General features: G+C 63.4%; 19 protein-coding genes. 13 read left to right on the plus strand and 6 right to left on the minus strand.

Going from position 1 to position 25,122, the window contains the following annotated elements:
• Positions 1-44: 44 nt before the first annotated feature.
• The 6 genes from F595_RS12295 (at position 45) to F595_RS12300 (ending at position 8,086) form a co-directional block, all read left to right on the plus strand.
• On the plus strand, positions 45-791 hold the full coding sequence (locus tag F595_RS12295) for a hypothetical protein (RefSeq protein WP_022955199.1): 747 nt from the start codon (positions 45-47) through the stop codon (positions 789-791).
• A 226-nt stretch (positions 792-1,017) separates the two neighbouring features.
• Positions 1,018-1,986, plus strand: a complete 969-nt coding sequence (gene glyQ, locus F595_RS0102010) for a glycine--tRNA ligase subunit alpha (RefSeq protein WP_022955200.1) — start codon at positions 1,018-1,020, stop codon at positions 1,984-1,986.
• Positions 1,983-4,040 (plus strand): glycine--tRNA ligase subunit beta, encoded by a 2,058-nt coding sequence (glyS, locus tag F595_RS0102015; protein ID WP_022955201.1) that lies wholly within the window; start codon positions 1,983-1,985, stop codon positions 4,038-4,040. Before glyQ ends, glyS begins: the two co-directional genes overlap by 4 nt.
• A 222-nt stretch (positions 4,041-4,262) precedes the next feature.
• Positions 4,263-6,080: an acyl-CoA dehydrogenase C-terminal domain-containing protein gene (locus tag F595_RS0102020; protein WP_022955202.1), complete on the plus strand. Its 1,818-nt coding sequence runs from the start codon at positions 4,263-4,265 to the stop codon at positions 6,078-6,080.
• A 137-nt stretch (positions 6,081-6,217) separates the two neighbouring features.
• Positions 6,218-6,958, plus strand: coding sequence for an SDR family NAD(P)-dependent oxidoreductase (locus F595_RS0102025; RefSeq protein WP_022955203.1), 741 nt, complete (start codon positions 6,218-6,220; stop codon positions 6,956-6,958).
• Positions 6,959-7,012: 54 nt separating this feature from the next.
• Positions 7,013-8,086 (plus strand): AI-2E family transporter, encoded by a 1,074-nt coding sequence (locus tag F595_RS12300; protein ID WP_040568020.1) that lies wholly within the window; start codon positions 7,013-7,015, stop codon positions 8,084-8,086.
• On the opposite strand, the gene F595_RS0102035 is transcribed toward F595_RS12300, so the two are convergent.
• Genes F595_RS0102035 through dnaA form a run of 6 tightly spaced genes read right to left on the minus strand, consistent with a single transcriptional unit; the run spans position 8,083 to position 16,413 of the window.
• Complete coding sequence (locus F595_RS0102035; protein WP_040567939.1) at positions 8,083-9,276, minus strand: saccharopine dehydrogenase family protein; 1,194 nt, start codon at positions 9,274-9,276, stop codon at positions 8,083-8,085. The genes F595_RS12300 and F595_RS0102035 overlap by 4 nt on opposite strands.
• A gap of 50 nt (positions 9,277-9,326) precedes the next feature.
• Entirely contained in the window at positions 9,327-10,301 is a 975-nt protein-coding gene (locus tag F595_RS0102040) for a tRNA dihydrouridine synthase (protein WP_322782709.1), read from the minus strand.
• 14 nt (positions 10,302-10,315) lie between these two features.
• Positions 10,316-12,742 (minus strand): DNA topoisomerase (ATP-hydrolyzing) subunit B, encoded by a 2,427-nt coding sequence (gene gyrB / locus F595_RS0102045; protein ID WP_022955207.1) that lies wholly within the window; start codon positions 12,740-12,742, stop codon positions 10,316-10,318.
• A gap of 17 nt (positions 12,743-12,759) precedes the next feature.
• Positions 12,760-13,839, minus strand: a complete 1,080-nt coding sequence (recF, locus tag F595_RS0102050) for a DNA replication/repair protein RecF (RefSeq protein ID WP_022955208.1) — start codon at positions 13,837-13,839, stop codon at positions 12,760-12,762.
• 24 nt (positions 13,840-13,863) lie between these two features.
• Positions 13,864-14,976: a DNA polymerase III subunit beta gene (gene dnaN, locus F595_RS0102055; protein ID WP_026913131.1), complete on the minus strand. Its 1,113-nt coding sequence runs from the start codon at positions 14,974-14,976 to the stop codon at positions 13,864-13,866.
• A gap of 18 nt (positions 14,977-14,994) precedes the next feature.
• On the minus strand, positions 14,995-16,413 hold the full coding sequence (dnaA, locus tag F595_RS0102060) for a chromosomal replication initiator protein DnaA (protein ID WP_022955210.1): 1,419 nt from the start codon (positions 16,411-16,413) through the stop codon (positions 14,995-14,997).
• Positions 16,414-16,904: 491 nt separating this feature from the next.
• Between dnaA and rpmH the strand changes: the two genes are divergently transcribed.
• The 7 genes from rpmH (at position 16,905) to F595_RS14085 (ending at position 25,111) form a co-directional block, all read left to right on the plus strand.
• The gene (rpmH, locus tag F595_RS0102065) at positions 16,905-17,039 is read left to right on the plus strand and encodes a 50S ribosomal protein L34 (protein WP_022955211.1); all 135 of its coding nucleotides are present in this window, start codon (positions 16,905-16,907) and stop codon (positions 17,037-17,039) included.
• Positions 17,040-17,043: 4 nt separating this feature from the next.
• Positions 17,044-17,412: a ribonuclease P protein component gene (gene rnpA / locus F595_RS0102070; RefSeq protein ID WP_022955212.1), complete on the plus strand. Its 369-nt coding sequence runs from the start codon at positions 17,044-17,046 to the stop codon at positions 17,410-17,412.
• Positions 17,409-17,666 (plus strand): membrane protein insertion efficiency factor YidD, encoded by a 258-nt coding sequence (yidD, locus tag F595_RS0102075; RefSeq protein WP_022955213.1) that lies wholly within the window; start codon positions 17,409-17,411, stop codon positions 17,664-17,666. Before rnpA ends, yidD begins: the two co-directional genes overlap by 4 nt.
• 2 nt (positions 17,667-17,668) lie before the next feature.
• A complete protein-coding gene (yidC, locus tag F595_RS0102080; RefSeq protein WP_022955214.1) occupies positions 17,669-19,390 on the plus strand; it encodes a membrane protein insertase YidC in 1,722 nt (573 codons plus the stop codon).
• A 15-nt stretch (positions 19,391-19,405) separates the two neighbouring features.
• The gene (gene mnmE / locus F595_RS0102085; RefSeq protein ID WP_022955215.1) at positions 19,406-20,773 is read left to right on the plus strand and encodes a tRNA uridine-5-carboxymethylaminomethyl(34) synthesis GTPase MnmE; all 1,368 of its coding nucleotides are present in this window, start codon (positions 19,406-19,408) and stop codon (positions 20,771-20,773) included.
• Between the two features lie 129 nt (positions 20,774-20,902).
• Entirely contained in the window at positions 20,903-23,353 is a 2,451-nt protein-coding gene (locus F595_RS0102090; RefSeq protein ID WP_022955216.1) for a hypothetical protein, read from the plus strand.
• Between the two features lie 51 nt (positions 23,354-23,404).
• Entirely contained in the window at positions 23,405-25,111 is a 1,707-nt protein-coding gene (locus tag F595_RS14085) for a hypothetical protein (protein ID WP_022955217.1), read from the plus strand.
• The last annotated feature ends 11 nt before the right edge of the window (positions 25,112-25,122 follow it).

Genomic DNA, 25,122 nt, shown 5'->3' on the forward strand with positions numbered 1-25,122 from the left:
GCTTCAGCGTTTGATGACCACACACCGATTCCAGGAGATCCCTGATGAAGCACCTGCCGCTGCACGCCACCCTGCTCGCCACCCTGCTGGCCTCCACCGCCCACGCTGCTGATGCCAATGTCGGCCTCGGCGTCAATGTGGGTGGTTTCGGCGCCAAGGCCGAAGCCAACGCGTCGGTGAAGACCGATGCCCAGCAATCCGCCCAGAAGACCCGCGATGCGGCCGTCAACGCCGGTCTCGGCGCCCTGGCCACCGGCAAGGGCGTGGCTGACAGCGCCAAGGCTGCAGGCCAGAGCGCCGCCAGCAGCGCCAAGGCGGAAGCCCAGGCACGTGCAGACCAGGCCAAGGCCGCTGGCGAAGCCAAGGCAGCCGAAGCGCATGCCCACGCCGAACAGGCCAAGGCTGCCGGCCAGGCCAAGGCTGCAGCCGCTCAAAGCAAGGTCACCGGCCAGGCCAAGATCGCTGCCGGCTACCGCCAGGCTACCGCCGACCGCATCAGCCTCTCCGATCGTGCTGCCGTGGCCAAGCAGGTCAGCCTGAAGCAGGCCGGCCAAGCCACCGCCGGCAAGCTCATCGGCAGCGCGCTGGGTGTTCAGGGCCAGGCCAAGGCTGACATCGTCATTGGTGCCAAGCTCCCGGCCAGCGCCTCTGCCTCGGCACAGGTGGTCTCCGCAACGTCGGTCAAGGGCCTCGGCACCCAGCCCAAGGACACCAAGCTCATCGTGGTTGGTCAGCAGCTGGTGCGTGTCAATGCCAAGACCAACGTCGTGCTGGACGTCACCAGCATCTGACCTGCCTCTGTCGCCGTGACCCGGTCACGGCACAGGTTGCATCTCCCGAGGGGTCGGCCATGCCGGCCCCTCGGCGTTTCCGGCATCCGCAGACGATGCCGCCTGCACGTGAACAGGCTTGGGTTGTTGCCGTAATCGGGTATGATTTCGCGCTTGATCCGAGCTCACGCTGCCGGTGCCCGCACGGGCATCCGACGCGCCGGGACCATTCCGACAGGACTTCACCATGACACAGACCGCGCAACCGATTCAGACCTTCCAGGGCCTGATCCTGGCGCTGCAGAACTTCTGGGCCGAACAGGGCTGCGTGGTGCTGCAGCCCTATGACATGGAAATGGGGGCGGGCACCTTCCATACCGCCACCTTTCTGCGCGCGCTCGGTCCGGAGACCTGGAATGCCGCCTACGTGCAGCCCTCGCGCCGCCCGGCCGACGGCCGCTATGGCGAGAACCCCAACCGCCTGCAGCACTACTACCAGTTCCAGGTCGTGCTGAAGCCGAACCCGAGCAACATCCAGGAGCTCTACCTGGAGTCGCTGCGCCGCATCGGCGTCGACCCGACCGTGCATGACATCCGCTTCGTCGAGGACAACTGGGAATCGCCGACGCTGGGCGCCTGGGGTCTGGGCTGGGAGGTCTGGCTGAACGGCATGGAAGTGACCCAGTTCACCTACTTCCAGCAGGTCGGCGGCATCGAGTGCTACCCGGTCACCGGCGAGATCACCTACGGCCTGGAACGCCTGGCCATGTACCTGCAGGGCGTGGATTCGGTCTACGACCTGGTCTGGACCGACGGACCGTTCGGCAAGGTCACCTATGGCGACGTCTTCCACCAGAACGAGGTCGAGCAGTCGACCTACAACTTCGAGCATGCCAACGTGCCGGAGCTGTTCAAGCTGTTCGATCTCTACGAGAGCGAATCCAACCGCATCATGGCCCTGAAGCTGCCGCTGCCTGCCTACGAGTTCGTGCTCAAGGCCTCGCACACCTTCAATCTGCTCGATGCCCGCCGCGCCATCTCGGTGACCGAGCGTCAGCGCTACATCCTGCGTGTGCGCACGCTGGCGCGCGCCATCGCGCAAAGCTATCTGGAATCGCGCGCCGCCCTCGGCTTTCCGCTGGCGCCGGTCACCCTGCGCGACGAAGTACTGGCACAACTTGCCGCACAGGCGGCCTCGCAGGAGAACAAGGCATGAGCGCCCGCGACTTTCTGTTCGAGATCGGTGGCGAGGAGCTGCCGCCGAAATCGCTTTCCGGCCTCTCCAGCGCCCTTGCCGATGGCGTGCTCGACGGCCTGACCAAGGCCGGGCTCAGCCATGATGGCGTGACCTGGTTCGCCGCACCGCGCCGACTCGCCGTGCAGGTTCGCGCGCTGGCTGCCCAGCAGCCTGACCGCGTCATCAGTGTCGATGGCCCGCCCGTTCAGGCGGCCTTCACCGCCGACGGCCAGCCCACCCAGGCCGCGCTCGGCTTTGCCCGCAAGAACGGTGTCGGCATCGACGAGCTGGATCGCAGTGGCGACAAGCTGCGCTTTCGCCGCGAGATTCGCGGCGAGCAGACGGCAAGCCTGCTGCCCGGCATTCTCGATGCCGCGCTGAAGAATCTGCCCGTTGCCAAGCGCATGCGCTGGGGCAGCAGCCGAGCCGAGTTCGTGCGACCGATGCACTGGCTGGTCATGCTCTATGGCGAAGACGTGGTACCGGCAACGCTGCTCGAACTGGACAGCGGCCGCATCAGTCACGGCCACCGCTTCCACCATCCGCAGGCGATCGAGATCGCCAGCGCGGCGGACTACCTGCCGGCCATGCGCCAGGCCCATGTCATTGCCGATTTTTCCGAACGTCGCGAGCTCATCCGGGCCCGTGTCACCGAGCTTGCTGCAGGCGAGGGCGGACAGGCCCTGATGCCCGAGGCCCTGCTTGACGAGGTGACCGCACTGGTCGAATGGCCGGTGCCGCTGGTGTGCAGCTTCGAATCGCGCTTCCTCGCGGTGCCCCAGGAAGCCCTGATCTCGACCATGCAGGACAACCAGAAGTATTTCTGCCTGGTCGATGGCGACAACCGACTGATGGCGCGCTTCATCACCGTCGCCAACATCGACTCGCCGGCCCCGGAGAAGATCATTGCCGGCAACGAGAAGGTGGTGCGCCCGCGCCTCACCGATGCCGAGTTCTTCTTCCAGCAGGACAAGAAGATCACCCTGGCCGAACGCAACGAACGCCTCCGTAACGTGGTTTTCCAGGCCCAGCTCGGCACCGTCCATGCCAAGTCCGAACGCGTCTCGGCACTGGCCGCCCACATCGCCGGCCTGATCGGTGCCGATGTCGCCCAGGCTCGCCTGGCCGGCTCGCTCTGCAAATCCGACCTGGCCTCGGAAATGGTCAGCGAGTTCCCCGAGCTGCAAGGCATCGCGGGCTATCACTATGCCCTTCACGAAGGCCTGCCCGAACCCGTCGCCCTCGCGCTCAACGAGCAGTACCTGCCGCGCTTCGCCGGTGACGTGCTGCCCACCCAGGCCATTGGCCAGGCGGTCGCGCTGGCTGACAAGCTCGACACCCTGACCGGCATCTTCGGCATCGGCCAGCCACCGACCGGCTCCAGAGACCCCTACGCCCTGCGTCGAGCCGCCTTGGGCGTGCTGCGCATCCTCATCGAAGGCGAGCTGGCACTGGATCTCGAACAGCTGGTGCTGGCCGCCACGGCGCAGCATGGCGCAGCGCTCACGTCCACGACCACGGCAGCGGATGTCTTCGATTTTCTGCTCGGTCGCTATCGCGCCATGTACGAAGAGCAGGGTTTCACGGTCGACGTCATCCAGTCCGTGCAGGCTTGCCGTCCGAGGATGGCGCGCGACTTCGACCGCCGCGTCCGGGCCGTGGCGCAGTTCCGGCTCTTGCCGGAAGCCTCCGCCCTGGCAGCCGCCCACAAGCGCGTTTCCAACATCCTTGCCAAGGAAGCCGTGAGCGGCGGCGAGATCGAGCGCAACCTGCTGCAGCCAGGTGCCGAGCAGGCTCTTTTCGATGCCATCTCGCGTCGTGCTGCCGAGGTTGCGCCGCTCTTCGCCAGCGGCGACTACAGCCAGGCCCTGAGCATTCTCGCCGGCCTGAAAGAGGTGCTGGACGCCTTTTTCAACGAGGTCATGGTGATGGCCGAGGATGCGGCGGTGCGTGCCAACCGCCTGCGCCTGCTGTCCTGGCTGCGTACCCTGTTCCTGCGCGTCGCCGACATTTCCCATTTGTCGCAAAACTGAGCAACGCCGGCCTGCGGAGCGTAATCTGTGCCCTCAGGCCGGGCCCGTGACACATCCTGACAGCAGTTTCCGGTCTTCACAGGAAGACCCGTCACTGCTGCTTGGACATGTGTCCAATTTACTCTCGTGCCCGAGACCTGTCGCATTGCTGCCAATGCGCTACGGCTCATACCCTCGTATAAAAGCCGCCGACTTGATTCCATAACCTACAAAGGTGTGACCATGCCCGCTTACAAGGCTCCGCTGCGCGACATGCGCTTCCTGATGAACGAAGTCTTCGACTACCCGAAGCACTACGCCAATCTGCCCGGCGGCGAAGAAGCCAGCCCGGACCTGATCGACGCCATCCTCGACGAGTCGGCCAAGTTCTGCGAGAACGTGCTTGCTCCGCTCAACCTGCCGGGCGACCTGGAAGGCTGCCATTTCGAAAACGGCGAAGTGCGCACGCCCGCCGGCTTCAAGGAAGCCTACGAGCAGTACGTCGCTGGCGGCTGGCAGGGCCTGAACTATCCCACCGAGTTCGGCGGCCAGGGCCTGCCGATGTCCATGGGTCTGTTCCGTTCGGAAATGATGGGTACCGCCAACTGGTCGTTCACCATGTACCCGGGCCTGTCCATCGGCTGCATCAACACCATCATGCTGCACGGCACCGACGAGCACAAAGCCACCTACCTGCCGCCGCTGGTGGAAGGTCGCTGGACCGGCACCATGTGCCTCACCGAGCCGCAGTGCGGCACCGACCTCGGCCAGGTCAAGACCAAGGCCGAGGCGCAGGCTGACGGCAGCTACAAGCTGACCGGCACCAAGATCTTCATTTCCGCCGGCGAACACGACCTGTCCGAGAACATCGTGCACATCGTGCTGGCCCGCCTCCCGGACGCACCGGCCGGCACCCGCGGCATCTCGCTGTTCATCGTGCCCAAGTTCCTGGCCAATCCGGATGGTACCCTCGGTGAACGCAACACCGTCGCCGCCGGCTCCATCGAGCACAAGATGGGTATCCGCGCCTCCGCCACCTGCGTGATGAACTTCGACGGCGCCACTGCATTCCTGATCGGCCCGCCGAACAAGGGTCTGGAGTGCATGTTCACCTTCATGAACACGGCCCGCATCGGCACCGCCATCCAGGGCGTGGCCCACGCCGAGCAGTCCTACCAGGGCTCGCTGCCGTACGCCCTCGAACGCCGCTCCATGCGCGCCCTGTCGGGCAAGAAGGATCCGGAATTCGCAGCGGACGCCCTGATCCACCACGGTGACGTGCGGCGCATGCTGCTGACCCAGAAGGCCATCGCTGAAGGTGGTCGTGCCATGGTCTACTTCGCTGCCCAGTACGCCGACAACATGGCCGTCGGCATTACCAACGGCGACAAGGAAACCTACGACTACTGGGATGACAAGCTGGGCTTCCTGACCCCGATCCTCAAGGGCTGCCTGACCGAGCTCGGTCTCGAGGCCGCCAACCTCGGCATGCAGGTGTTCGGTGGCCACGGCTACATCAAGGAACACGGCATGGAGCAGATCGCTCGTGATGCCCGCATTTCCACCCTGTACGAAGGCACCACCGGCATCCAGGCCCTCGACCTGCTCGGCCGCAAGGTTCTGCTCTCGACAAAGGGCAAGGCCGTGCGTGATTTCACCGCCGACATCGCCAAGTTCTGCCGTGACCACGTCGGCAACAAGCAGATGCGTCCGTTTGTCTGGGAGCTGACCAAGATCGCTACCCAGTGGAACTACCTGACCGTGCGCATCATGCTTCAGGCCCGCAAGGATCGTGATGTCGTCGGCACCGCAGCACATGACTTCCTCATGTACTCCGGCTATGCCGCACTGGCGTACTTCTGGGCGCAGATGGCTGCCGTTGCCTTCGAGAAGCTGGAGAAGGGCGGCAACGACGAACCGGCGTTCTACCAGGCCAAGATCGAGACCGCCGAGTTCTACTTCGAGCGTCTGCTGCCGCGCGCCAAGGCCCATGCCGAAACCATGCTGAAGCCGACCAAGTCGCTGATGCAGATGGACAAGGCGCGCTTCAACTTCGCCTGATGCCTTCAGGTCTGCGTTGAAGCCGAAAGGCCTCTGATCGCTCCGATCAGAGGCCTTTTTCATTTCCGCAGCGCCAATTCGAACAGTGCTAGCATCAGCTCACGACAGCTGATCTCCACCAGAACAAGGCCGACTCCATGACCAGAACCGCCATCATCATTGGCGCCAGCAGCGGCATCGGTGCCGCGCTGGCCGAATCCCTCGCACGTCGCGGCCATGACCTCGGCCTGACCGGTCGCCGCACCGAGCGCCTGCAGGCGCTGGCTGATCAGCTGCGCGAACGCTTCGGCATCCGCACCGAGGTACGCTACCTCGATGTCTGCGATACCGCCGCCGTGCATCCGGTGCTGCTGGAGCTGTCTGCCACGCTGGGCGGACTCGACCTGCTCGTCGCCAATGCCGGTCGCACCGGACGTCGACGTGCCGGCAACGGCCGCATCGACATTGATCGCGACATCCTCGATACCAACCTGATGGGCGCCATCGCCTGCATTGATGCCGGCATGGCCATCTTCAAGCAGCAGGGTCGCGGACATCTGGTCGGCATCTCGTCGATCTCGGCCTTCATCGGCCTGCCCGGCAGTGCCGCCTACTCGGCCTCCAAGGCAGCGCTCACCAACTACCTGCAGGCTCTGCGCTGCGAGCTGGGCAAGGGCAACATCCATGTCACCACGATTCATCCCGGCTTTGTCATCACCGAGCTGACACCCGACATGGAGAAATACCCCTTCGCGGCAAAACCCGAGGTGGTCGCCGAGGGCATCTGTGCCGCCATCGAACGACGTGCCAAGGAGGCAACGGTACCGCGCTGGCCATGGGCACCGCTCATGCCCATTCTCAAGCACCTGCCGGACAGCCTGATTCGCAAGGCTTTCTGATACGCTGCAGCAGGAGCAGCATCCCAGCTCCCGGTCATGCTGCAGGAGCCCCTGATGTCCGTGCGACCCACACCGCTGATGCGCCTGCCGCTGCTGGCAGGCCTGTTTACGTTGACCTACCTGACCTACAGCATCCTGAGCCCGTTCCTCGTGCCTCTGGCCTGGGCTGCGATCCTGGTGTTCGTCACCTGGCCGCTGTATCGCCATCTGCTGCGCCTGTGCGGCCATCGTGAAAACGTCGCGGCCGGCCTGATGACTGCGCTGCTGATGCTGCTCATGGTCGGCCCCCTGGCCTGGCTGCTGGTCATGCTGCAGGCCGAGGTACGCATCATCTACGCCCATCTCAGCGAATTCCTGCTGCGCGACACGCTGGACCTTCCCGAGATGGTGACGAGCGATTACCCCTGGCTGGCCAGCGAGATGCAGCGGCTCTGGGTGCTGGTGCACGAGAACCCGGCCATCCTCAAGGACAATCTGCGCGGCGTGGTCGATGTCAGTTTCGTGCAGCTGAAGTCGTTTGCCGGCGGCATCGGCAAGAACATCGCCAAGCTGCTGTTCACGCTGCTCAGCGCCTTCTTCCTGTACCGTGACGGCCCTCGCATCATTGCCCAGCTTCGCAGCGCGCTGGCGCACACGGCGCCGGGCCATGGCGAGCGCTACCTGGGCGCGGCGGCCAACATGACCCGTGCCGTGGTGTTCGGCATCGTGCTGACGGCGCTGGCGCAAGGCGCGCTCGCCGGCATCGGCTATGCCGTTGCCGGGGCACCGAACCCGGTGTTCCTCGCCGTGGTGACGGCCCTGTTTGCACTGATTCCCTTCGGAACGCCGTTCGCCTGGGGCGCGGTCGCTATCTGGCTGCTTGTCTCCGGCGACACCATTGCCGCTGTCGGACTGGCCATCTGGGGCACCGCGGTGGTGAGCTCGGTGGACAACATCGTGCGACCGCTGGTGATCTCCAGCGCCACCCAGATCTCCTTCCTGCTGGTCATGTTCGGCGTGCTTGGCGGATTGGCCAGCTTCGGCATGATCGGCCTGTTCATCGGCCCAGTGATACTCGCCGTGGTGGCAGCGATCTGGCAGGAGTGGCTGAACAAGCCGGTTCAGGAGGAAGAGCTGCCTGAGGCCTAGGGCGCCTCTTCGCGATAGGCGAGGCCGCTGCCGCGCAAGCGATCGAGCAGGGCGTCACCCATGGCCTGGGCTGGCGTCAGCACGCCCGACGCGGCCGGCAGGTGCTCGCCGTCAAACGCCAGGCACAAGGCGCTCTCTCCGATCATGCGGGCAGTTTCGTCATAGCCCGGATCACCGCCACAGAGCACCGTGCGCACGTGATGCTGCTCCCGCATGCCGAGGCGAGCAGACGCGCTGATCTCGACGCGGAACCAGTGATGCTGACGCTCGCGGACATTCGGGCCTTCGCCACTGCGCTTCCACTGGCTGAGCAGCTGGCGGGTCGACTCCAGGCGTGAGCCCAGCCATACCCCGCCGAGACCCGCAGCCGCCATCAGCGCTTTCGGCGCACTGCGTACCAGCAGCTGATGGCTGTAGCTGAACTCGCGGCCATAGAAGCCGTAGCTCTGCGCAGAACGCGCAATCACCTGCGGGTCTATGGTCGGCAAGGGCAGGGCCCAGCCACCCTCCACACGCTGCGGACGCTGACTGACGAGCTCGATCTTGCGTCGTGACTTGCGCTTGCCCGGCGCGGCCTCAACCGCCTCTGATGCGGCGGCTGCCGCCCTGGAAAAGGCGTGCAGGGCCGACTGCCAGGTGCCGCCAGAGATCTGTCCACGCGCCTGGATGCGCCCGACCACAGCCACCTTGGCCTTGGCCATGCGCTCGCTGCCAAGACGGTCCTGCAGCAGGCGCAAGGTGAAGTAGACGCCCATGTCATGCGGCACGCTGTCAAAGCCGCAGCAGGGCACGATGCGGCGGCCGGCACGCTGGGCGCCGGCACCATGACGGGCGAGCAGGTCGCTGACAAAGCCGGGCTCGCCCGCAAGGTCGACGTAATCGGCTCCGCCGGCGATGCAGGCTGCCACCACCGGTTCCCCGTGCAGCGCATACGGCCCCACGGCTGACAGCAGCACGCGCGTCTGCTGCGCCAGGGCCAGCAGGGTTTCAGGCAGCTGGTTGTCCGCCAGCAGCACGTCCGGTATCTGTCCGCCGGCATGCTCGCATTCGGCCTGCAGGCGTGTCAGGGCATCGCTGCGGCGGCCGCTGATGGCCCAGCGCAGGGCCTGGCCCTGGCGCGAGAGATAGAGGGCAATCAGGCGGCCGGTGAAGCCGGTGGCGCCATGCACAATGACATCGTAGCGTCGCATGCGAGAGATAATCCGGAAGCTGTCACCCTGCACCATAGCGCAGGCCGCACTCATTGGCACAGGGCCAGGATGCTTTCCCGACAATGCAGCTGTTTGATCTGCTGAAAGCGCGCCGCCGCTTCGGGATAGACGGCCGTGGTCATCGCCAGCCACTGCTTGTAGCGACCGACACAGCCCCGGTCCGGACCTTCCATGCTGCGAAGAAAGGACGCCTGCCAGGCATCCAGCGCTGCCCAGCCCAGCGGCTTCTGTTCCGGATGGCGCAGGCGCTGCACGAGATCCGGCTCGCTGACGGCCGCGCGGCCAAGCATGAAGTGCGCACAGCCGCTTTCTTCCACACATTGCCTGAGGCTCTCGGCACTGCGTATGTCGCCATTGGCAATCACAGTCCAGTCCGGGTAGCGCTGGCGCACACGCCCTATGGCGAGCCAGTCGACAGGCGGTCGATAACCCTGCGCGCGCGTGCGCGCATGAATGGTGATCCAGCTCGCGCCGGCATCGTGAACCGCCGCTGCGTTGTCGAGCAGGGCATCGGCATTGTCTATGCCAAGACGAATCTTGGCGCTCACCGGGACGTCGGCCGGCACCGCACGACGCACCTGGCTGACCAGCTCATGGACGAGCGCTGTTTCCGCCAGCAGGGCTGCGCCGCCCCGATGCCGGTTGACGGTACGTGCCGGACAGCCGAAGTTCAGATCAATCGCGGGCGCCCCGAGCTCGGCAGCGCGCGCGGCATTTTCGGCCAGCGCCTGGGCATCACTGCCAAGCAGCTGCAGATGCACCGGCGTGCCCGCCGCTGTTCGCCAGCCAGTCTGCATCTCGGGGCAATGCGCGAGAAAGCTGCGTGCCGGATGCAGGCGATCCGTAATGCGCAGGAATTCGGAGACACACCAGTCGTAGTGGCTGATCTGCGTCAGCACATGGCGCATGGCGGCGTCTGTCAGCCCTTCCATGGGCGCGAGGACTAGAACAGGAGGCATGAGAGAGGAGAGCAGGCGTTGCGGTTCATGTTTCACGTGAAACATGAACCGCGTCAGCCTCAGACGTCGAGATTGGTCACCAGCAGGGCGTTGTTCTCGATGAACTCGCGACGCGGCTCTACCGCATCACCCATCAGCGTGGTGAACATGAGGTCGGCACCGATGGCATCTTCTACGGTCACGCGCAGCATGCGGCGCGAGTCCGGGTCCATGGTGGTCTCCCAGAGCTGGTCCGGATTCATCTCGCCAAGGCCTTTGTAGCGCTGGATGTTGAGACCGCGACGCGACTCCTGCATGAGCCAGGCGTAGGCCTGACGGAAGTTGTCGACCTGCAGCTCGCGCTCGCCGCGACGCACCAGCGCCCCCACTTCGATGAGGCCGTCCAGTGCTCTTGCCAGCGCGTCGATCTGGCGATATTCGCCCGACGCCAGGAAGTCATGGCCGATCCGGTAGGTATACGGCACGCCGTGAGCCATGAGCTCCAGCTGGACCTGATGCCGGTTGTGCTCGGGGTCTTCCACGACCTGCACCAGGAAGCGCTGGCTGGGGTCGGCAGCGACATCCAGCACGCGCTGTAGCTGGGCAGCCCAGGCGGCAACGCGGGACGCGTCGGCAAGGTCATCGGGCGCCAGCGACGGCATGCCCAGCAGCTGATCCAGGAACACCACCGGGTAACGTCGGCCGAGGCGGTCCAGCAGATGCAGGAAGTCGCGGTACTGGTTGATCAGCGCTTCCAGCGCCAGTCCCGACACCGCCGGGGCATCGGCATTGACGCGCAGCTCGGCACCATCCACGGCAACCGATGTCAGGAAGGTCTCCATGGCATCGTCGTCCTTGAGGTACTGCTCCTGCTTGCCCTTCTTGACCTTGTACAGCGGCGGCTGGGCAATGTAGATGTAGCCGCGATCGATGAGCTCGGGCATCTGACGGAAGAAGAAGGTCAGCAGCAGCGTGCGGATGTGCGAACCGTCGACGTCGGCGTCGGTCATGATGATGATCTTGTGGTAGCGCAGCTTGTCCGGGTTGTACTCGTCACGGCCGATGCCGCAGCCCAGCGCGGTGATCAGCGTGCCCACTTCGGCCGATGACAGCATCTTGTCGAAACGCGCCTTCTCCACGTTGAGGATCTTGCCCTTGAGCGGCAGGATGGCCTGCATCTTGCGGTTTCGTCCCTGCTTGGCCGAGCCGCCGGCGGAGTCACCCTCCACCAGGTAAAGCTCGGACAGGGCAGGGTCCTTTTCCTGGCAATCGGCGAGCTTGCCGGGCAGGCCCGCGATGTCCAGGGCGCCTTTGCGACGGGTCATTTCGCGTGCCTTGCGCGCAGCCTCACGGGCGCGCGCGGCATCCAGAATCTTGCTGACGATGGTCTTGCCCGCCTGCGGATTCTCGAGCAGGAACTCCTCGAACTTTTCGGTCATGGTGGCCGCAACCACGTTGGTGACCTCCGAGGACACCAGCTTGTCCTTGGTCTGGCTGGAGAACTTCGGATCCGGCACCTTCACCGACACGATGGCGGTCAGGCCTTCACGCATGTCCTCGCCGCTGGTGGCCACCTTTTCCTTCTTCAGCAGACCTTCCTTTTCCACGTAGTTGTTCAGGGTACGTGTCAGCGCCGTGCGGAAGCCCTGCAGGTGGGTGCCGCCATCCCGCTGCGGGATGTTGTTGGTGAAGCAGTACACCGCTTCCTGGTAGCTGTCATTCCACTGCAGCGCCACTTCGACGCCAATGCCGTTGGTGGCATCGGACTGCGGCACCATGAAGTGGAAGACGCTGTTGAGCGGCGTCTTGTTGGTGTTCAGGTAGCTGACGAATGCCGCCAGTCCGCCTTCGTATTCAAAGATTTCCCGGTGCTCGCTGCGCTCGTCACTGAGCACGATGCGCACGCCGGAATTCAGGAAGGACAGCTCGCGCAGACGCTTGGCCAGAATGTCGTAGCTGAACTTGATGTTGTTGAAGGTCTCGCCGCTGGGAAAGAAGCGGACTTCGGTGCCGCGACCCGCGGTGGTACCCACTTCGCGCAGCGGGAACTGCGGCTCGCCATGGCAGTAGACCTGCTCATAGACCTTGCCGTCGCGGCGGATGGTCAGACGCAGCTCGCGCGACAGGGCATTGACCACGGACACGCCGACGCCGTGCAGACCGCCGGAGACCTTGTAGGAGTTGTCATCGAACTTCCCGCCGGCGTGCAGCACCGTCATGATGACTTCGGCAGCAGAAACGCCTTCCTCTTCATGGATATCGACAGGAATGCCACGACCGTTGTCGGTAACGGTGATCGACTCATCGGCATGGATGATCACGTTGACCTCGGTGCAATGCCCCGCCAACGCTTCGTCGATGGCGTTATCGACGACTTCAAAGACCATGTGATGCAGACCGGTGCCATCATCGGTATCGCCGATGTACATGCCCGGGCGCTTGCGCACCGCGTCCAGACCTCGCAACACCTTGATACTGGAGGAGTCGTAGCTGTGTTCTTCTGACATCTTCTGCTCCTGACCGTCTACTCATCAGCCAGGCTGACGCGGCCTTGTTCCACGTGAAACATCCGTACAGGGCGACTGCCCCACATGCCCGTCAATTGGACGGGCTCAATGCAAGTGAGAAACGCCTGGACGCCCAGCTCACCCACCCAGCTGCACACCTTGCGACGCGAATCCACGTCGAGCTCGGAGGGCAGGTCATCCAGCAGCAGCACCGGCTGTGTTCTGCCTGCCTGCTGCAGGCACTGCACCAGCGACAGCTTCAGTGCACAGGCCGCAAGCTTGAGCTGACCGCGCGACAGTCGCTCATCCACGGCAGCGCCCTGGCAGCGAATTCGCAGGTCGGCACGATGATGGCCCATCTGGGTGAACCCACGCTCACGGTCACGCTCTCGCTGAAGCCGCAGCTGCTCCATCAGCGGCTGACTCAAATCCCAGCCGGGATGGTATTCAACACGCAGTGCAATATCCGGCAGCAAGCGGGCAAAGGCGTCATCAAGAAACGGCAGCCAGCGCGCCATGAATGCCTCGCGCTGCCCATGCAGCGACTCGCTGGCCACGGCCAGTTCGTCTTCCCAGACATGCATTTCCAGGTCGTGGATTTTAGCAGTTTTCAGCAATGAATTCCTTTGCTGCAGGGCACGTTGCGCGCGCAGCCAGAGCGCCTGGAAGGCATGTTCCACGTGAAACACACCCCAGTCCAGCAGCTGCCTGCGCGGTTGCGAAGGCCCGGCAAGAATGCTCAGAGATTCAGGATCAAAGAGCTGAACGGGAAGCTGCTGGGCCAGCTCGGCCAAGGTCACGCCAGAGCGGCCGTTGACGCGCACCACGGTCTCACCCGTTGCCGACTTCTGTACGCCTAGCGCATGACCAGCCTGCGTGCGGCCGAAAACGACTGCCGCCGCCTGGTCATCCTGCACCAGACGGCGCGCCTTGAGGGTACGGAACGAGCGCCCGACACCGAGCAGATGAATGGCCTCAAGCAGCGAGGTCTTGCCGCTGCCATTGGCACCGTGGAGAAGATTGATGGCCGCTCCGGGTGTCAGCGCAACCTCGGAGAGGTTGCGCAACAGGGAGACCTCAAGCTGGGTCAGAGACACCGGGAGCAGGCCGGGGAGACGGCATCAGAGCCGCATCGGCATGACGACGTAAAGCGCGTCAGCCTGATCATCGGCATGATCACGTACGAGCGCGGAACTGTTGGTATCACCAAGCGTGGCGCGGATGTTGGCGCCAGTGAGTGCGTTCAGCACATCCAGCAGATAGCCGACATTGAAGCCGATCTCCAGGGCCTGACCGCTGTAGTCGACCTGCAGCTCTTCTTCCGCTTCTTCCTGATCAGGGTTGGTGGCAAGAATCTTCAGCTCGTTGTCAGCCAGCTGCAGACGCACGCCACGGAACTTCTCGTTGCAGAGAATCGCGGCACGCTGCAGCGATGACTTGAGCTCTTCACGCGCAGCCACCAGCACGCGATCACCGCCCTTGGGCAGGACGCGCTCGTAATCCGGGAAACGTCCGTCAATCAGCTTGGAGGTGAAGGTGACATTGCCGACGGTGACGCGCAGGTGGTTGCTGCCCAGCGTCAGCGTGACTTCCGCCTCGTCATCGGAGAGCAGGCGGGAAAGCTCCTGCACGCCCTTGCGCGGCACGATGACCTGGATACGCTCCGGGACCGAGACAGACACGTCGGCATCACACAGCGCCAGACGGTGGCCATCGGTGGCGACAACGCGAACACGACCTTCACTGACCTCGAAGAGCATGCCGTTGAGGTAGTAGCGCACGTCCTGCTGGGCCATGGCGAAGGCGGTCTTGTCGATCAGACGCTTGAGCGCGCGCTGGCTCAGACTCAGGCTGAAGGAACCGGCCAGGGTATCCTCGAGGTTGGGAAAGTCATTGGCCGGCAGCGTCGACAGGGTGTAACGGCTCTTGCCGGAGCGCAGCAGCAGGCGTTGCGCATCGAGCGACAGTTCGACCTGGGCATTGCCGGGCAGGGCGCGGCAGATGTCCAGCAGCTTGCGGCAGGGCACCGTGACCTGGCCACTGGAAGACGGCGCATCCAGCGCCTGGCGTGCCACCAGCTCGACCTCCAGATCGGTACCGGTAAGTGACAGGCCCTGCTGATCGACCACCATCAGCACATTGGACAGCACCTGCAGGGTCTGGCGCTTTTCCACCACGCCAGCAACCTGCTGAAGCGGTTTCAGAAGCTGGTCACGCGTCATCGAGAGTTTCATGGGTTTCTTCCCTAAATGTCAGGCCTGAAGCTGGCGCAGCAAGTTGTTGTAGTCTTCGTTCAGATGCGAGTCTTCGGCCCGCAGTTCGTTCACTTTTTCGCAGGCATGAATCACCGTGCTGTGATCACGGCCGTCAAATGCCTGTCCGATTTCCGGATAGCTGTTTCCGGTCAGCTCGCGTGACAACGCCATGGCAATCTGGCGCGGTCGGGCAAAGGAGCGGTTGCGTTTCTTGCCGGTTAGCTCGCGCAACGGAATCCGATAATACTCGGCCACCACGCGCTGGATGTTGTCGATATTAAACTGCCTCGCACGCACAATCAGCACATCCCGCAAGGCTTCCTTGACCAGCTCCAGACTGACCGGGAGGCCGCGGAATCGCGCCGTCGCCATGACCTTGTTGAGGGCACCCTCGAGCTCGCGCACATTGCCCTGGACATGCTCGGCGATGAAGTTGGCCGACTCCAGCGGCAGCTCGATGCCGGCCGAATGCGACTTCATCAGAAGAATGGCAATGCGCGTTTCCTTGTCCGGCGGATCCACCTGAATCGACAGGCCCCATGAGAAACGGGACTTGAGGCGATCGTCCATCCCATTGATTTCTCTAGGTATTCTGTCAGAAGTCATGATGATCTGACGGGATCCTTCGAGCAGCGAGTTGAAGGTATGAAAGAACTCGTCCTGGGTGCTTTCCTTGCCGGCAAAGAACTGGATGTCGTCAATCAGCAAGGCATCCAGTGACCGGTAGACACGCTTGAAGTCCGGCATCATGTTGCGCTGCAGTGCCGTGATGAAGTCACCCACGAAGCGTTCCGAGGTCAGGTACATGACCCGCGCACTGGGATTGCGCCGCAGGATCTCGTTGCCGACCGCATGCATCAGGTGGGTCTTGCCGAGACCCGTGGGGCCGTAGATGAAGAGGGGATTGGAATTCGGCGATCCCGGGTTGTCAGCCGCCTGCAGACAGCCGGCATGTGCCAACTGCGTGCCTTTGCCGGCAACGAAGTTCTCGAAGGTGAAGAGCGGATTGAGACTGCTCACCGGCCTTGCCATGACTTCCGATGCCGGTGCGCTGCCCTGGCGCGAGGCACGGTCACGAATCGCCGTCATGTCCGCCGCCACGGAATTCACTGCTGCCACCGACTGCGCCGGTGACGCCGACGCCGGTGTCGCGGAAACCGCTGCACGATCACCGCGACTGCCGACACGGATGCGCACATCCTGGACACGGCCCTGACTCAGTTCACGCGCCACCTCGCGGATGCGGGGCAGGAACTTGTCGATGACATGGCGCACAAAAAACGGGTTCGGAGCCAGCAGTTCAAGACTGTCGACGTGATGCTCGGCCTGCAGGGGACGAATCCACATCTGAAACAGGTTGGCGGGATACTCCGCCTCAAGACGACCCAGCACCTCTGGCCAAAGATTTCCTGACATCGAGGTTATCCACATGCAAAAGCAGGATTCTACGGGCCTTGCTGCAGCAGGGCTAGTCATTCATCCACACCTTTTGAAGTGTTGTGGATAAGTCTGTTCATGAAGGCGTCAGCCAATGCCGTCACCGCTGTGGATAAATCAGGTGTCCGAGGTTGTCCACACTCATGCACAGCTTTGCATCCGTCTCCCGACGCCATCGTTCAACATCATTTGACTAGTCGCAAGGTCATGAAAAATAGCGATAAATAGTGCTTATCCACAGAAAGGCTCGTGCTAATAAACAAACACCACCGCCTTTAAAAATCTAATACGTTATTTATAAGAGCTTGAAACAAGGTCCTGTGCATAACCGCAGAAAGACGATTCGGAACAGATGTTCATGTCACCGTGAAATGAACTTGGTGTGCGGTATCAATTGACATCAATGTCCCGGATCACTACTATTTCGCTCCTTTCCGCCCGCACGGGCCAGACAGATCGGATCACAGATCATGAAGCGTACTTTTCAACCCAGCACCCTGAAGCAAAAGCGTACCCACGGCTTCCGCGCTCGCATGGCCACCAAGAACGGCCGCGCCGTGCTGGCTCGTCGTCGTGCCAAGGGCCGCAAGCGTCTGACTGTCTGAGTCAGTGACCGACCAGCACTATCCGCGCGCGCTGAGACTGCTCGCCGCGGCTGACTTCAAGCAGGTCATGGATGGTGCGGTGTACAAGGCCAGTCAGCAGAATTTCCTGCTGCTGGCCACGCCTTCTGCAAGACCCCACAGCCGCATCGGTTTCATCGTCGCCAAGAAGAAAGTTCGCCTGGCGGTGGATCGCAACCGCATCAAGCGCTGCATGCGAGAGAATTTCCGCTTCCTGCAGGCTGACATGCCGCCCATGGACATCGTCTTTCTCGCCCGCAATGACCTCGCTGCACTGACCAATCCGCAGTTGCATGCTGCCTGCCGTGACAGCCTCAAGCGTCTCGCCAGGAAGGCCGCCAAAACCGCCTCATGAACCCCCTGGTCTGGCTTGCCCTGCTGCCTGTCCGCATCTACCGCTATGCCATCAGTCCGATGCTGCCACCGCGCTGCCGTTTCATGCCCAGCTGCTCGGCCTATGCCGAAGAGGCACTGCAACGACACGGCCTGCTGCATGGCAGCTGGCTGACATTAAAACGTCTCGGCCGCTGTCACCCCGGCTGTCAGGGCGGTTATGATCCGGTGCCCGAAGAACGCACGTCCGGCCCCCGTAAACGTCAGGATCCGTAAGCATGGAAATCCGCCGCACACTGATCATGATTGCCATGGCAATCGTCAGCTATTTCATTTTCCTGTCCTGGCAACAGGACTACGGCACTAAGCCAGCCGCACAGGTTGCAGGCACTGCAGCGACAACGAGCAGCAGTCTGCCGGCAGCGACAACGGTTCCGGCAGCGAGCTCGGGCAGCGAACTTCCGCAGGCACCGGTTGCCATGACAGCCTCGGCAGTACCGACGGCTGCAGTTCCGGTTGCCAGCGTCAGCCAGGGTCTGATCAAGGTCAGCACCGATGTTCTTGATGTCCTGATTGATCCGGTGGGTGGCGATCTGGTCCAGGTCGCCTTGCCGGCCTATACGCAAAAGGTGGATGACAAGACCCCCTTCGTGCTGATGGAGCGTTCGCAGCAGCGCACCTACATTGCCCAGAGCGGACTTGTGCGTGCCCCGAATGCCGGCCAGGGACTCAGCGGTCTTGACGATCAGGCCGCAGGGCGGCCGCTGTACCAGGCGGAAAGCCAGCAATACAGCCTGTCTGAAGGCGACAAGACCATGACGGTCACGCTGACCACCAGCACGGCTGAAGGCATCCTGGTCAAGAAGCACTTCGATTTCACGCGGGGCGACTACCGCGTCAAGGTTCGCTACGAGGTCGTCAACAACAGTGCCCAGCCCTGGTCTGGCGTGCTCTTCGGCCAGCTCAAGCGCGACGCCACTGTTGACCCCAGTTCGGAAAATCATTCCTTCGGCATGGTCACCTTCCTGGGTGGCGCCTGGTGGACCCAGGAAACCAACTACAACAAGCTGGCCCTGGCTGATTTTGCGGAAGAACCGGTGAGCCAGACGGTGACCGGCGGCTGGGTGGCCATGGTGCAGCACTATTTCGTCACCGCCTGGATTCCCGCCAAGGACAGCAAGAACCACATCAGCACGCGCTCCGACAACCAGGGTGCCGACAACTACATCGGCTTCACCGGGTCGCCGCTGCTGGTGGCGCCGGGTGCAAGCGGTCAGGTGGCTGCCGATTTCTATGCCGGCCCCAAGATCCAGGATCGCCTCGAAGCCCTGTCGCCAGGTCTTGAGCTCACCGTCGATTACGGCTGGCTCTGGCCCATTGCCCAGTTCCTGTTCTGGCTCCTCAAGTCCATCCATGAAGTGGTTGGCAACTGGGGCTGGTCCATCGTTCTGCTGACGGTGATCGTGAAGGCGGCATTCTTCCACCTGTCGGCAAAGAGCTACCGCTCCATGGCCAACATGCGCCGTGTCATGCCCGAGATGCAGCGTCTCAAGGAACAGTACGGCAACGATCGCGCCAAGCTGTCGCAATCCATGATGGACCTGTACAAGAAGGAAAAGATCAATCCGCTCGGCGGCTGTCTGCCGATCCTGGTGCAGATGCCGGTATTCATCGCCCTGTACTGGACGCTGATGGAATCGGTCGAACTGCGTCACGCCGGCTGGATCCTGTGGATCAAGGACCTGTCGCTGCTTGACCCGTACTTCATCCTGCCGCTGCTGATGGGCGTCACCATGTATGTCCAGCAGTCGCTGAACCCGGCGCCCCAGGACCCCATGCAGGCCAAGGTCATGAAGATCATGCCGGTGATCTTCACCGTGTTCTTCCTGTGGTTCCCGGCTGGCCTGGTGCTGTACTGGTTCGTCAACAACCTGCTGTCGATTGCCCAGCAATGGGTGATTACGCGTCAGATCGAGAAGGCGGGCGCCAGCGCTCGCTGATCAGTCGATACCCGCGTGCTGGATACCATTGCGGCGGTTGCCACCCCTCCCGGTCGGGGAGGGGTGGGCATCATCCGCATTTCCGGACCGCGTGCCAGACAGATCGGTCTCGCGCTGTGCCGTGACGGCGTCAACGAGCTGACGCCTCGTCACGCGCTCTACACGCCATTTCTCGATGTCTCCGGCCAGCAGCTCGATGAAGGGCTGCTGCTCTACTTTCCGGCTCCGAATTCCTTCACCGGCGAAGACGTGGTCGAGCTCCAGGGTCACGGTGGCCCGGTGGTTCTCGATCTCCTGCTGCAGACCGTGCTGGCACGGGGTGCACGACTGGCCCGTGCCGGCGAGTTCAGCGAACGCGCCTTCCTCAATGACAAGATTGACCTGGCCCAGGCTGAAGCCATTGCCGACCTGATTGATGCCGGATCTGCCGAAGCCGCTCGTGCCGCCCTCGGCAGTCTGCAGGGCGTGTTCTCGCAGCGCATCAACGACCTGGTCGAGGCCCTGATTCACTTGCGTCTGCATGTCGAGGCAGCCATCGACTTTCCGGAAGAGGAAATCGATTTTCTGGCTGACGGCGTCATCGTGGCTGAATGCCAGGCCCTGCTGTCCCAGACCGAGGCCGTGCTGCAGGAAGCCGGGCAGGGCGTGATCCTGCGTGAAGGCATGAAGGTGGTCATCGCGGGCCTGCCCAATGCCGGCAAATCCAGTCTGCTGAATCAGCTCGCCGGCCAGGACGTGGCCATTGTCACCGATATCGCCGGCACCACGCGTGACGTGCTGCGTCAGCACATCCAGATCGACGGCATGCCCTTGCACGTGATTGATACCGCGGGTTTGCGCGAGAGTCCGGACGTGGTCGAGCGTGAGGGCATACGTCGGGCCCGGCTCGAGATCGAGCAGGCCGACCGCGTGCTGTTCGTGTGGGATGCCAGCCTGCCCGATGCCTGCCCGGAACAGCAGCTGCTGGCGCATTTCGGCAGCTTGCCCGAGCGCATGACCCTGATCGCCAACAAATGTGATCGCCGTGGTCAGGCTGCCATGCTCACCCGTCTGGCGCTGACCGGCGTGGAATACCCCTGCATCGTGCTTTCTGCCAGCCGTGGCGAGGGCATGGATCTGCTCAGGCAGCACCTCAAGGACTGCATGGGGTTCAATCAGTCCGGTGGCGGACAGTTCTCGGCCAGGCGGCGACATCTCGATGCCCTGACACGGACGCTGACCTGCCTGCGCAATGCGCTGGTCATGCTCAGCGAACACCGCGCCGGCGAGCTCGCCGCTGAGGATCTGCGTCTGGCGCAGCAGGCGCTGTCGGAAATCACCGGCGAGTTTTCGCCGGATGACCTGCTGGGTCGCATCTTTTCCAGCTTCTGCATCGGCAAGTAATCCCGGATGACCGTTCATCGGCCAGAACTGGCCAATTATTGAGCTTTGCCTTAATTGGTACTATAGTACAACTTGTGACGGGAACTGACCCGTACTAGACTGGCCGAAAAAAGTGCACCTGGAGGCACCATGAAGAAGAACGTGTGGGGCGTGCTCGCCCTGACCGCGACGGTGGTGGTTGTTTACGGCGTCGCCACCTTGCCTCCAGCCCCTCCTGCCGTCCCGGCGGTTCCTGACAGCATTCCGGTTCCGGTGGTGCCCGCCCTGACCGCCTACGATCTGCCCACGGGCAACGTGCCGGTGTCGGCCGAACCCTACCGCTCGACCTACCGCAGCATTTCCCTCGATGGTCTGGCGGAGCGCAAGCTGCTCACCGGGGTCTACCAGGGCACGCCGTACTGGAAGCAGCGCGAGCAGTGGTTCAAGGACAACTTCTACGCCACCCTCGCGGCCCGCAAGGTCTGGAAGGAGGGCACCGGCCCCGATACCCACAAGCGTGGTGATCCGGTGACCTGGACCAGCGAGCCGATTCCCCAGTACGTGCCGCCGCCCTGCACCCAGGCCCAGCCCACCGGCTATGACGCCGAAGGCTGCCGCTACGTGGCGCAGCTGTACAAGGATGTCGAAGCCAACGATCCGGCCAAGGCGGCGGAAATGCGCGAGCAGGTTCGCCGTGGTCGCGATGTCTGGTTCAAGGGTACCTTCGGCAACCAGGACGAGAACTATCTGCATCAGTCCCGGGTGGTCGGCAAGGAGAACATGAACTACCCGTGGCTGGACACCCGCACCCGCCCGCACCGTTTCACCAAGTGGGGCCTGATCAACGATCCCGACTGCGTCCAGGGCGACGCCTCCACCAACTGGTACGACAAGTGCCAGGATCCGCATTCGTCGGGTGTGCTGGGCTACCGCAAGTACTACGCCGATCCGGTCCGCGACAAGGCCGGCAAGGTGGTCTACGACCCGCGCACGGCACCCTATGATCCCAACGAGATCAAGCAGAACAAGCGCTTCGTCATCGGTCATCCCTGCGTGCAGTGCCATGTCGGCTTTGACCCGACCAATCCGCCGGCCAACCCCAACGAGCCGAAGTGGGAGCACCTGAGCGCGACCATTGGCAACCAGCATATCGTGCAGCCCGATGCCTTCTTCCATGGTGTGCCGACCAACAGCCCGGCACGGCAGATCCTCAAGGGTGGCCGCCTCGGCACTATCGACACCTCGCTGGTGGCTTCCGACTGGATGCACAACCCGGGCACCCAGAACAACATCATGGACTTCCACAACAAGCGTCTGTTCGAGCACGTGATGAAGGACCCGGTCAGCGGCGAGGTCAGGAAGGCCAACACCCGCCATGTCCTCAAGGGTGGCGAGGACAGCGTCGGCGAGCACCTTGCGCTGATCCGCGTCTACGTCAACATCGGCATGTGCACTGAGGAATGCTGGACGCCCAACTTCCCCTACCCGGGTCGCCTGGTCGGTCGTGGTACCGAGCAGAGCCCGATGCGCATCATGCAGTGCGCGGCGCAGTGCGATCCCTGGAATTACGCCGATGCCAAGATGGATGACCTGGCGGTGTTCCTGATGACGGGCGGTCCGACCTATCTGATGGCCTCGAAGGATGTCGATGGCACGCCGGGCGGGACCTTCGTCGACACCAGCGTGGTGCCCCAGGGTCGCAAGGTCTTTGCCCGCGAGTGCGCCAGCTGCCACAGCACCAAGATGGCGCCGCAGTCCATTCGCAATGACAAGGTGGCGCTGGAGAAGTTCTACGACGGTCATGTCTTCGGCAAGGAAGACTACTGGACGCTGGAATACAGCGCGGCCGAGCGCAATGATCCGCGCTTCCAGGCCCGCCATCTGGCCAGGGACGCGCAGGGCAGCCTGCGACCCAGGCAGTTTGCCGAGAAGGGCATCTTCGGTCAGGACTGGCTGGGCAATGACGAGCGTACAGCGTTCAACATCGTCGGCACCAACGCCTGCCGTGCCCTGCACGACAACCACAACCAGGGTCACATCTGGGAGGAGTTCTCGTCCGAGACCTACAAGAACTCGCCCTCACCGGGCAGCGTGCCGCGCGTGCTCAACCGCATGATGCCTCTGCTCGGCGGCATCCAGCTTGGCGAGCGCAAGGTCGAGGGCGGCCCCGGCTACCTGCGCAACATCTCGCTGCTGTCGGTCTGGGCCACGGCACCGTTCCTGCACAACAACGCCATCGGCGAGGTCACCTTCCGCCCGGATGGCGCACCGGACTACACCCTGCGGGGCCGCATCGCGCAGTTCGAGAACGCGTTTGACGAACTGATGCGCTCGGACAACCCCAAGGACCGCAACGCACGTCCGCAGAAGACGCTGTTCACTACCGAGGACATGCACGTGACACCGCGCGAGGACATGCAGGGCTGGCCGAAGATCCCGGTCAGGAAGGGCACCCCGGTGGCCAACTTCGCCTCGCAGAATCCGCACAAGCCGCTGTTCATGGGCTGCGATGATCCGGTCGAGAACAAGGGTCACCAGTTCGGCATCGATCTCAGTGACAAGGACAAGTTCGCCCTGCGCGAGTTCCTCAAACTGATGTGACGGCACGCCCGTCCGGCATTGCCGGACGGGCGGTTCACCGTGGAGCGCGTGATGAAGAAACGATGGCGACTGCTGGTCCCGGCACTGGCCGTGATGCTGGCCCTGCTGTGGTGGCTGAAGCCGGAGCAGAACAGCCTCGACATCACGACGCTGGCGAAGCCGGTGGCGGCCCCTGCGAGTGCGCTGTCGGCCCGCGTGATTGCCCAGGGCGATCTGCCGGCACCGGGAACGCGCTCGCTGTTTGATCATCTGCTGGCGCAGAACGATGGTCTGCCCTATCCCTTCGAGAAGCTGGTGGCGCTGATCCGGGCCCAGGATCCTGATGCGTCCGCACCGGTATCGGTGCTGATTCCGCAGGGACGCTCCCTGCTCAAGGCGCAGGCAGACGCGGCCCATCCGCGCGTGCTGCTGGCCGCCGACTTCCAGGCCGCCAATGCCGGCAGCCTGGGCATCGCACCGCGAGGCCAGCTGTTTCTCGGGTTTGTCGAGAAGGCCAACGAGATCGAGGTGCTGAGCTACAACGAGGCCGGCGGACGCTTCGAGTTCCAGCTCGTGCAGAACTACTGTGCCGGCTGCGTGCCGCGCATCGTCTATGCCCGTCGGGCCATCTGCACCACCTGCCACCAGGGCGGTGGCCCGATCTTTCCGCAGCGTCCGTGGAACGAGACCAACGGCCAGGCCGCCACCGCCGAGACCATACGTCAGCACATGGCCAGCCTGAAGGCCGAGGCGTACCAGGGCGTGCCCCTGCGTCAGCCGCTGGCGATGCCGGAGCGCTTCGACCAGCTCACCGACATGGGCAATTTCCTGCCGGTGACCCAGCGCCTGTGGCTGGATGGTTGCGGCGAGAAAGGCAACGACTGCCGGCGCGGCCTGCTGCGTCTGGCCCTGCAGTACGCGGACAGCCCGGGCAGCTTCGACACTGCGTCGGCGCCAGTGTCGGCCTGGCTGGCCCTGCAGAAGCGGTGGTTCCCGGCCGCTGGCATCGCGGTACCGGAATCCGATCTGTTCAATCGTGATCCGCTCAGCGAACGTCAGGGATTGAAAGGCTGGTGGCACGGTCTGTGGGTGCGTGACATCACGCCAGGCGAGGGTGCGCGCGACAACGAGGACCTGGAGGCATTTGACCGCCTGCCCAAGCTGTCGGCCCGACTGGATCCGCTGACGCCGAGACCGCCCAGGCAGGTCATCACCGCCGCCGATCCCGATGCCATCTACGGTGTTGCCGCCCTGTTCACTGCGTCAGATCTGGACACGCTGCTGGTCAGGCATGGCCATAGCCTGGACAGGGTACTGGCCCGCGTCGATGCCCTGCCGGACAGCGTCTTCGCGCCGCGTCCGGTGTCACGCGTGCAGCTGATGAATGCGCTGCTGGGCCAGGACCAGAGCTACTGCTGTCTCGACACCAGCGACATGTCACCGCCCCAGGCCAGTGGCGTGCCACCCCTGAAAATCGTCACGCAACCGGTGCTCAGGCATTTCGAGCGCTACTGCTTTTCCTGCCATCGCGGCAATCCGGCGGCGCGCCTGAACTTCATGGCGGGTGCCACGGAGGCGGAAGTGCTTGCCAACATCCAGGCCAAGTCCGAGATTCGCGATGCCCTGGACTGGGAACGCTACGAAGGTACCGACAAGGCCTCGCAACTGATGCCGCCACGTGACTCGGTGCAGTATCGCCACTGGCAGCAGGATGGCGAGAAGGCCCGGAAGGCGCGTGAGGCCATGCGTGATGTCGTCCCCGGCCTGTTCAGTTTCTGAGGAAATACCTG

The sequence above is a fragment of the Perlucidibaca piscinae DSM 21586 genome (genome assembly GCF_000420045.1).
In the GTDB taxonomy this organism is placed as follows: domain Bacteria; phylum Pseudomonadota; class Gammaproteobacteria; order Pseudomonadales; family Moraxellaceae; genus Perlucidibaca; species Perlucidibaca piscinae.

Excerpts from the sequence above, each read along its gene's own strand:
- F595_RS12295 (WP_022955199.1), top strand. The coding sequence starts at position 45 with ATGAAGCACCTGCCGCTGCACGCCACCCTGCTCGCCACCCTGCTGGCC.
- glyQ (WP_022955200.1), top strand. The coding sequence starts at position 1,018 with ATGACACAGACCGCGCAACCGATTCAGACCTTCCAGGGCCTGATCCTG.
- glyS (WP_022955201.1), top strand. The coding sequence starts at position 1,983 with ATGAGCGCCCGCGACTTTCTGTTCGAGATCGGTGGCGAGGAGCTGCCG.
- F595_RS0102020 (WP_022955202.1), top strand. The coding sequence starts at position 4,263 with ATGCCCGCTTACAAGGCTCCGCTGCGCGACATGCGCTTCCTGATGAAC.
- F595_RS0102025 (WP_022955203.1), top strand. The coding sequence starts at position 6,218 with ATGACCAGAACCGCCATCATCATTGGCGCCAGCAGCGGCATCGGTGCC.
- F595_RS12300 (WP_040568020.1), top strand. The coding sequence starts at position 7,013 with ATGTCCGTGCGACCCACACCGCTGATGCGCCTGCCGCTGCTGGCAGGC.
- F595_RS0102035 (WP_040567939.1), bottom strand. The coding sequence starts at position 9,276 with ATGCGACGCTACGATGTCATTGTGCATGGCGCCACCGGCTTCACCGGC.
- F595_RS0102040 (WP_322782709.1), bottom strand. The coding sequence starts at position 10,301 with ATGTTTCACGTGAAACATGAACCGCAACGCCTGCTCTCCTCTCTCATG.
- gyrB (WP_022955207.1), bottom strand. The coding sequence starts at position 12,742 with ATGTCAGAAGAACACAGCTACGACTCCTCCAGTATCAAGGTGTTGCGA.
- dnaN (WP_026913131.1), bottom strand. The coding sequence starts at position 14,976 with ATGAAACTCTCGATGACGCGTGACCAGCTTCTGAAACCGCTTCAGCAG.
- dnaA (WP_022955210.1), bottom strand. The coding sequence starts at position 16,413 with ATGTCAGGAAATCTTTGGCCAGAGGTGCTGGGTCGTCTTGAGGCGGAG.
- rpmH (WP_022955211.1), top strand. The coding sequence starts at position 16,905 with ATGAAGCGTACTTTTCAACCCAGCACCCTGAAGCAAAAGCGTACCCAC.
- yidD (WP_022955213.1), top strand. The coding sequence starts at position 17,409 with ATGAACCCCCTGGTCTGGCTTGCCCTGCTGCCTGTCCGCATCTACCGC.
- yidC (WP_022955214.1), top strand. The coding sequence starts at position 17,669 with ATGGAAATCCGCCGCACACTGATCATGATTGCCATGGCAATCGTCAGC.
- F595_RS0102090 (WP_022955216.1), top strand. The coding sequence starts at position 20,903 with ATGAAGAAGAACGTGTGGGGCGTGCTCGCCCTGACCGCGACGGTGGTG.
- F595_RS14085 (WP_022955217.1), top strand. The coding sequence starts at position 23,405 with ATGAAGAAACGATGGCGACTGCTGGTCCCGGCACTGGCCGTGATGCTG.